Source organism: Limnohabitans sp. (assembly GCF_038134685.1).
GTDB lineage: Bacteria > Pseudomonadota > Gammaproteobacteria > Burkholderiales > Burkholderiaceae_C > Limnohabitans_A.
This window is the reverse complement of record NZ_JAYPVP010000035.1, coordinates 1-5,977: the sequence shown is the minus strand read 5'-3', so window position 1 is coordinate 5,977 and position 5,977 is coordinate 1. Positions and strand designations below refer to the sequence as shown.

At 64.2% G+C, this 5,977-nt stretch carries 2 protein-coding genes; both read right to left on the bottom strand.

Annotation, left to right across the window (positions count from 1 at the left end):
• The coding region (locus tag AAFM15_RS11085) for a UvrD-helicase domain-containing protein (protein WP_341686774.1) at nucleotides 1-2,300 on the bottom strand (2,300 nt) is incomplete at its 3' end.
• Nucleotides 2,297-5,779 carry an exodeoxyribonuclease V subunit gamma gene (recC, locus tag AAFM15_RS11080; RefSeq protein ID WP_341686773.1) on the bottom strand — a complete coding sequence of 1,161 codons (3,483 nt, stop codon included), beginning with the start codon at nucleotides 5,777-5,779 and terminating at the stop codon, nucleotides 2,297-2,299. The genes AAFM15_RS11085 and recC, both read right to left, overlap by 4 nt.
• Nucleotides 5,780-5,977 lie beyond the last annotated feature (198 nt).

Sequence of the window (5,977 nt, the reverse complement as noted above, 5' to 3'; positions counted from 1 at the left end):
GTGATGACTTGCACCAGTGCCTCGTCACTTTCCAGGCGCAGGATTTGTTCGTCTGCGTCCTGCCCCTGCCCGGCTTCGTGCACGGCTTGGGCCAACCAGCGGATCAGGGCCTGTTCGCCATCCAGCGTCTGGCTGGCGTTTTGCAGCAGCTCGGCCAGGTGCAGCACATTGGTCAGGCGGCGCTCGCCATCGGGCTGGGCGCGCCAACGCTGGTGCAGCTGCAAACGGTGCAGCGACTGGCGCAACATGGCCAGCACGCCTTGCGCCTGCCAGACCTGGCGCAGCTCGCGCAGCTGCTGCACGCGCTCGTCCAACAACACATCGTCCTCAACCAAGGCCTGCAACTCGGCCAGACTCAGGCCGACGGTGCCCGTACCGAGCGCGGCGCGCACGGCGCGTAAATCCTGCGGATGGGCCACGCCCTGCAACCACAGACACAGGTCTGCCGCTTCGTCGCTGGCAAAGACCGAGTCGCGGTCGGACAAATACACCGAGGCCACACCCCGTTCGCGCAAAGCCTTGCGCACGGCATCGGCCTCAACACCGGTGCGCACCAGCACGGCAATGTCTTTGGGCTGCAGCGGTTTGTCGGGCTGTCCGGACTCCACATAGCGGACCTGCGGGTCGGACAGGCAGGCAACAACATGTTCAGCGCACAAGCCCGCCAGATGCTTCATGGCCTGGCGCTGGTTGCGCAAGGAGCCGTCGTGCACCCAAGTGAGCGCGGGCATGGAGCCTTGCGAGGTTTCCAGAACCTGGCCCAAACCGTTCGCGTTGACAGGCTCAAAAGGCACCGGGTCTTCCTGGCTGGTGCGGTAGTCGAACGCACCACCAGGCAAAGCCTCGCCCAGTTTGAAAAAGCCATTGACCGCATCCACCACCGCCTGGGTCGAGCGAAAGTTGGTGCCCAGCACATGGTGGCGCCCTTCGGTGGCGCGGCGTGCACGCAGGTAGCTGTGAATGTCGGCCCCACGGAACGCATAAATGGACTGTTTGGGATCGCCAATCAGGAGCAAGGCCGTGTCCTGGCGGTTGTCTGCGAGTTGGTAGATGGCGTCAAACAGCTGCAGCTGCAGTGGCGAGGTGTCCTGAAATTCATCGACCAGCGCCACCGGAAACTGCGTGCGCAGGCGCTGCGCCAAACGCTCACCGCTGTCGGGACGGGCCAGCGCCGTGGCGAGGCGCTGCAGCATGTCGGCAAACCCAAACTGGGCGGTGCGGCGCTTGAGCTCGCGCAAGCGGGCGCTGACGGTGCTGCGGGCGTGCAGGCGTGCGGCGTGGCTGACATCAGGCAACTTTGCCAGATCGGCCAGCAGTCGCGCGTAGTCCGAACACACGGGGGGCAGATCAGCTGCGCCTGCATCGGGCTTGCGGCAGGCGCGAAGGTTGTCTGGGGTAAAGCGGTCCCAGCCGGTTTTCATGGCCGCTTGCAGTTCGGGCAAAGCACCTTCACTTTGCACCCACACCTTGAACGCACCCAGCCACTGCGTGCACTTGGCGGCTTGCAGCTTGCGGCCATCCCAGCCTGCTTGTTTATCAGCCAGTTGGCCCAACAGCCAGTCCAGCAACACATCGGCACGCTGCATCCATCCGGCTTTGAGTTGCTGCAGCTGCGCCTCCCGCTGGGCTTGCACCGCGCTCAGCACCTGTGCAAGGCTGCCGGGCTCACCAGCGGACAAGTCCTTGTCCATCAGGGCACGCACGTCTGCTTCGAGCGCATCCACATCGCGCCAGATGCTGCGCACCTGCACCAGCAATTCCGTGTCCAGGGGGTAGAGCTGTTGACGCCAGTAGTCTTGCACAGCCTCCAGCCGCAAAGCGGCTTCGTCGGCCACCAGGGTTTCTTCAAACAGGTTGCCGCTGTCAAACGCATGCTCGCGCAGCATGCGCTGGCACCAGGCGTCGATGGTGTAGACCGCCGCTTCGTCCATGGTCTGGGCGGCCAGAGCCAGGCGGTGTGCGGCTTGCTCGCGTGCTGTGCCTTCCGGGTAATCCGTCAGCAGATCCAACAGGAACTCTTCTTGCGTGGGCAGCATGCCCCGGAACACTTGCGCGGCTTCGTTCAGGCGCTTGCGAATGCGGTCCGACAACTCGCGCGTGGCGGCGCGGGTAAAGGTCATGACCAGAATGTCGGGCGGCATCAGCGGCCGCACGGGGCGCGTGTCGTCGTGGCCATGCCCCAGCACCAGGCGCACGTACAGCGCGGCAATGGTCCAGGTCTTGCCCGTGCCTGCACTGGCCTCGATCAAATGGCTGCCGCGCAAGGGAAAGCGTTGCGCCACGAGGGTTTGCGCGCTCATGCTTGCTCCTCCTCTGCCGCCAGCGTCTCGTGGCCCAAGGGCTCCACGCTGCACTGATCAGCCCATTCGAGCAAGGGCCGGTACACCTGCTCGGCCCGGGTTTCGAACCGGCCATCGGCCAACAAGGCGTCCAGCGTGGGGTAGCAGCGGTACAGGGCGGCATCCTGGCGGGCCATGGCGGGGGTGCCGGTAAAGCCCTTTTCTTCGTAGCGCTTGTACAGATCGTCCGTCCACTCCTGCTTTACGAGCCACTCCAGGGCCAAGGCCGGTGGCAGGGGCAAAGGCGATTGCATGCCTTGCACCCAGGTGGCCAATAAAACGCGCAGCACGGCTTGGGCGTCTTCTTGCGCCATGACAGGCGCACGCACGATGGCATTGCGCCCCACCAGAACCACCCGAACGGCTCGGCCCATGCTGGCAGCGGCCAGGCTGTGCAGCCAGGCATCGAGGCATTTGTCAGGCTTGACCTTGGCTTTGCCTTTGTCTGAAACACTGGCCACGGACGATGCCCGCATGAGCACCAGCACGTCCGCCTGGTCCGCAGACGGGCTTTGACACAGACCCGAAATGGCGTCGCGCAGCTGCACGCCTTCGACAGCCTGATCCACCGTCACGCGGGGGGCATCCCCCTTGCAGGCGCTGCGCTCGTTGATCTCGGCCTGCAGCATGGCTTGCAGCACGCCCTGCAACTGCGCGGCTTCGAGTTGACCCACACCCGCCAAGGGTAAGGCGCCACGGGCACGCAAGCGCTGGACGACCGCTTGGGTGTAGTGCGGCAGGTCTTGCGTGCTCAGGTCTGCGGGCCGTTGGGCCAGCGCTTCATCGAGCAGGCTGTGGTGGTCCAGGCCGCCCAGGCTGAACAGCTCTTCGTCGAGCCAATCCGTCTCGGGCGCGTCCAGGTGCACCTGCAAGCGTTCGCGGAAATAGCTGCCAACCGGGCGATGCAAAAAACGCGCCAGTTGCGCAAGGGTGATGGTGGCTTGGGTGTCCTGATCGCTTGGCTGCGCCATGCACCCGTCATCGCGAACACGGTGAAGCGATCTCTCCTGCGTCTGCCACTCCTGCGCATAAGTGCTCACACCGCTGCCTGGTGTGAAATACGCTTTGCCAAAGGGCTGCAGCGGATGCACCACGGTCAGGGCCTTGGCACTGCCCTGCCCCCACAAGGCATCGATTTCGTCACGCAATTGCGAGACCAACACCGAAGGCGGCTGCTCGCTGTTGTCGCGCACGCTGTGGCCACACCAGCTGATGTAGAGCACTTCGCGCGCGGACAGCAACGCTTCGAGCATGAGTTGACGATCGTCATCGCGGCGCGAGCGGTCGCCGGGGCGGGCCATGCCGGGCAAGGCCATGAGGTCAAAGTCGGCCTGCTGCGCACGGCGCGGGTAGTCGCCATCGTTCATGCCCAGCAAACACACCACCTTGAACGGAATCGCACGCATGGGCATGAGCGTGCAGAACGTGACCCCACCTGCGCGAAAGCGTTGCTCCAACCTGGGCATGCGCAGGGCTTGAAGCCAAGCCTCGCGCATGACGGGCAAGGTGACTTCTTGCGCAAACTCGGCGGCGTCACATGCGCGCAGCCAGTCGTCCAGTGCCTGCTGCAAGGCCTGCAGGGCTTGGCGGTCGGCTTCGGTGTGCACGTCAAAACACTGCGCCAGCATGGCCCTGGCCCGCTGTGACCACACCAAAGGCGTGGCGGACGTCTGGCTGTATTGCCACCAGTCCATCAACACCTGCAGCAACTGCGCCAAGGACCCGGCCAGCTCAGCGTCCAGACCGGCCACCTCGTCGTAGGGCATCACGCCCGCGTCCAGCGGCACCGGGTCGGCCCCGCAGGCATAGCCCATGAGCATGCGTTGCACGCCAAACAAGGCACTGTTGACCTCGCCACAGGCATCCAGCCCCAAGCCAGCGCGGTGCTCGGCTGACAAACCCCAGCGAATGCCCGAACCCGCCATCCAGCGGGTCAGCACCGGCAGCCCTTCTTCACTGACGCCAAAGCGCCGGGCCAATGCAGGCACCTCCAGCAAGGCCACCAGGTCGCTCATGTGCGAGCGCTCTTGTGGCAGAGTCAGCAGCCACTGCACCGCATGAATCAGGGCGCTGTTGGCCTGCGCCCCCAGGTCGGCAATGGCGTAGGGAATGTATCGCGCATCCGAGCGTGGGTACTGCCCAAACACGGCTTCGATGGCCGGGGCCATGCGCTCGATGTCGGGCACCATGACCACCACATCGCGCGGAGACAGGGCCTGCCCACCGGGCGGCTGCGCAAACCAGTCAAGCAACTGGTCGTGCAAAACTTCCAGCTCGCGCACCGGGCTGTGCGCAATTCTGAACAGCAGCGAACCATCGCCCTCGGGCCGCGGGGCGGCTGGGTGCTCAGCCGTGGACGGCACCAGATCGCGAATGCGCCGCTGCAGCTGCGCCAATGCAGGCGTGCCCTGCGTGATGGGGGCATCGTCAAAAAAGTCCAATGTGGGCAGCTGCATGCGCTCGCTGGCGGCTTGGGCATCGTCAAAGGCATCGAGCATGCGCACAAAGTCGCGCCCTTGCCTGCCCCAGCTGGCCAGCAGCGTAGGAGCGTGGGCATGCATTTGCGAAAGGTCCACATTGGCCAGCGGCTCGCCCTTGTCACGCTGCCTGCGTTGCTGGCTGCGCAGCCACTCGCGCCCATCCATGATGTCGGCCCAGTGGTAGCGGCAGGGGTTGGGCACGGCCAGCAAGACCTGGCTGTGATCAGACAGCGCCGCCAGCAACTCCAGCAGCTGCATGGGCATGTGGCTCATGCCAAACACCGATACGCGCGGTGCTACCGCCTGTGCAGGACCTTGCCCCGATCGCAGCCGCGCCAATACACGCTGGTGCACGGCGGGACGGGTGTTGTGTCGCTCGGCTTCGGTCAGCGTGGTCAGCACACGTCGCCACAGCTCGGGTTGCCACAAATGCTCTTGCGCCAAAGGCACAGTGCCGTTCATCTGGCGGCAATCATTGGCACCCGCGGCCCAATCGTTCAACCAGTCCGGTCGGTAGATCTGATACTGGTCATACAGGTCAGCCAGACGACTGGCCAGCTGCAGCAAACGGTCAGGCTCATCGCCTTGCAAAAAACCGCGCACAGGCTTGAAGACTTCTTCATCCACGCACTGCGGCAACAAGGCCATCAGGCGCCAGGTCATGGGCAGTTTGTCCAGCGGCGAATCCGAGGGCACAACGCCTGCACCCAGCACCTGCCGATAGGTGCGCCACAAAAACCGCGAAGGCAACTCCACCTGCGCCGCGGCGCACACCCCGTGCGCACGAGCCAAAGACATCTTGACCCACTCGGCCATGCCGTTACTCTGCACCAGCACCACCTCGGGCTGCAGCGTCGACAAAGGTTGGCGCTGCAACCACGCAGTCAGCGTGTGCATCAGGGTCTCGGGCTGGTTGCCGTGCAAGGCGGCCCAGCCGGGGGCAATGGTGTGATCCGACATGAGAACAATTTCGACAACTGCGTGTGAGGATAGCGCCATTCATGCAGCAGCCAGACAACCCGAACCTTGGGCATGAGAAGTTGATGCCAAAAAAATTTCTCTCTCTTGAAAAGAGGCGTTTTTTCTGTCTATAATCTCGTTCTATTCCCCGATAGCTCAGTCGGTAGAGCGCCGGACTGTTAATCCGTAGGTCCCTGG

Bases quoted from the DNA above. Each gene is read 5' to 3' on its own strand.
- recC (WP_341686773.1), bottom strand. From the start codon at position 5,779: ATGTCGGATCACACCATTGCCCCCGGCTGGGCCGCCTTGCACGGCAAC.